This window comes from Sphingobium quisquiliarum P25, assembly GCF_000445065.1.
GTDB lineage: Bacteria > Pseudomonadota > Alphaproteobacteria > Sphingomonadales > Sphingomonadaceae > Sphingobium > Sphingobium quisquiliarum.
In genome coordinates this window covers 1-2,559 of sequence record NZ_ATHO01000112.1, presented here as the reverse complement: position 1 = coordinate 2,559, position 2,559 = coordinate 1, and the positions used below count along the sequence as shown (strand labels likewise).

Below are 2,559 nucleotides of genomic sequence, written 5' to 3'. Positions count from 1 at the left end.
TTCGCGACCGGCGACCGCATCATGTTCCTGAAAAACGAGCGCGGGCTAGGCGTGAAGAACGGCACGCTGGGGAAGGTCGAGCGCGTGTCGCCCGACAGCATGGCGGTGCGGCTCGATGATGGCCGACAGGTGGCGTTCGACCTCAAGGACTATGCCCATGTCGATCATGGCTATGCCGCGACCATCCACAAATCGCAGGGCGTGACGGTCGATCAGGGGCATGTGCTGGCGACGCCGGGGATGGACCGCCATGCGGCCTATGTGGCGCTGTCGCGGCACCGTGAGGGCGTGCAGCTCCACTATGGCCGCGACGACTTCGCCGACGATCGGCGGCTTGTCCGCACGCTGTCGCGCGAGCGGGCGAAGGATATGGCGTCGGATTATCCCATGTATCGGGACCGCGACGCCGAGGCGCAATCGTTCGCCGATCGGCGCGGTCTGTCGGGCGAGATCCGATTGCCGGATGCGCCCGAGCGCAAGGGTGTGGAGCTTCTTGGCCCGCGTGCTGGCACCATGCGCCAGATGGGCGGAGATCCACGCCCACGCGAGATCGGCGAGGGCCGCGGCGCAGGGGATGCGAAGGCCGCGGCCGAGCGACAGCCGCGGCGCGGCATGTTCGACGGCTTGAAGCTGTCGGCCGAGCCGGCGAAGGCGGCCGAGCCAGCGCAGGGCGCGAAGGAAAAAGCGGCTCCCAAGCGGGGCATGTTCGATGGGCTGAAACTGTCGTCGCGCACGCCGACGCCGGCGAAGGAAGCCCCGGCGCGTGCCGAGCAGGGCCTTACCCATGATTTCCGGCGCGCGGTCGAGCGGGCCTCGCGTTCGGCCGAGGCGGTGTTGCAGGCCCGCGCATCGGGCGGGCCGGTATTGGAGCATCAGAAGGTCGCGCTCGAGCGCGCGACCGAGGCGCTGGACCAGATCAGGGCGGGGGCTTCGCGCGATATGGCATCGGCGTTCCAGCGCGAACCCGGCTTGCTCCATGAGGCGGCGGCGGGGCGCAGCGGCCCGATGATGGATGCGATGGCGCAGGAGGCCAAGGTGCGGGCCGATCCGAACTTGCGCGCCGATCGGTTCGTGGAACGCTGGCAACAGCTCTCCCAGGACCGTGACCGGCTTTATCGCGCCGGCGACATGACGGGCCGCGAGAAGGCGGGCAAGGAAATGGCGGGCATGGCGAAAAGCCTTGAGCGCGATCCCCAGGTGGAATCGATCCTGCGCGGCCGTGAGCGCGAGCTGGGGCTTGAGATGGGCATGGGGCGCGGGCGCGACCTTAGCCACCAGTTGACGCACGAACTTGGGATTGGCCGCGATCGTGGCCTTAGCCGGTAATTGGCCGACCGGAAAAATGGCCTGCCAGTCCCACGACTGGCAGGCCAGTAAGTCTCAAGAGAGTCGCTATTGAGACTTTCGGGTCGCGCGCCGCCTTATCATTTGATTTCGTTGGATGTTGTGAAAAATTGTCAAATATAGACGGACGGAGGCGGCGATGCGGGAAGAGGATGATAGTTTTGGCGACGCTGACGATCCGGCGCTGGCGTTCGCGCGGGTCGAGGATCGGTTGGCGTCGGTGCATGGCGAGGTGGCGTTGCTGCGCGCCGCGATCGAGGGGCTGACCGCCGCGCGCGAGAATATCGAGATTCCCGATTACGAGCCGACGCTGGGGCGCACCGAGCAAGTGCTGGGGCTCTGTTGCAAAAATCGTGAAGCTTGAGCATGCTTGGCGGAGATTGGACGGACGGAACGATGACGGATTTCAAGTGGCGCCATTTCCAGGGTGATGTGATCCTGTGGGCGGTGCGCTGGTATTGTCGCTATCCGATCAGCTATCGCGACCTTGAGGAAATGCTGGCGGAACGCGGCATTTCGGTCGACCATACGACGATCTATCGCTGGGTCCAGTGCTACGCCCCGGAGATGGAGAAGCGGCTGCGCTGGTTCTGGCGGCGTGGCTTTGATCCGAGCTGGCGCCTGGATGAAACCTACGTCAAGGTGCGGGGCAAGTGGACCTACCTGTACCGGGCAGTCGACAAGCGGGGCGACACGATCGATTTCTACCTGTCGCCGACCCGCAGCGCCAAGGCAGCGAAGCGGTTCCTGGGCAAGGCCCTGCGAGGCCTGAAGCACTGGGAAAAGCCTGCCACGCTCAATACCGACAAAGCGCCGAGCTATGGTGCAGCGATCACCGAATTGAAGCGCGAAGGAAAGCTGGACCGGGAGACGGCCCACCGGCAGGTGAAGTATCTCAATAACGTGATCGAGGCCGATCACGGAAAGCTCAAGATACTGATCAAGCCGGTGCGCGGTTTCAAATCGATCCCCACGGCCTATGCCACGATCAAGGGATTCGAAGTCATGCGAGCCCTGCGCAAAGGACAGGCTCGCCCCTGGTGCCTGCAGCCCGGCATCAGGGGCGAGGTGCGCCTTGTGGAGAGAGCTTTTGGCATTGGGCCCTCGGCGCTGACGGAGGCCATGGGCATGCTCAACCACCATTTCGCAGCAGCCGCCTGATCGGCGCAGAGCGACAGCCTACCTCTGACTGCCGCCAATCTTTGCAACAGAGCC

General features: G+C 64.8%; 1 protein-coding gene and 2 pseudogenes. All 3 read left to right on the top strand.

The features are described 5' to 3' along the window. Window positions 1-1,326, top strand: a pseudogene (locus L288_RS34745) (Ti-type conjugative transfer relaxase TraA); the annotation flags it as partial. A gap of 157 nt (window positions 1,327-1,483) precedes the next feature. Then, window positions 1,484-1,684 (top strand): annotated as a pseudogene (locus L288_RS34740) (DUF6118 family protein); the annotation flags it as partial. A 56-nt stretch (window positions 1,685-1,740) separates the two neighbouring features. Next, entirely contained in the window at window positions 1,741-2,505 is a 765-nt protein-coding gene (locus L288_RS34735) for an IS6-like element IS6100 family transposase (RefSeq protein ID WP_001389365.1), read from the top strand. Window positions 2,506-2,559: the final 54 nt, after the last annotated feature.

Coding starts and splice junctions, on each gene's coding strand:
- L288_RS34735 (WP_001389365.1), top strand. CDS start 1,741: ATGACGGATTTCAAGTGGCGCCATTTCCAGGGTGATGTGATCCTGTGG.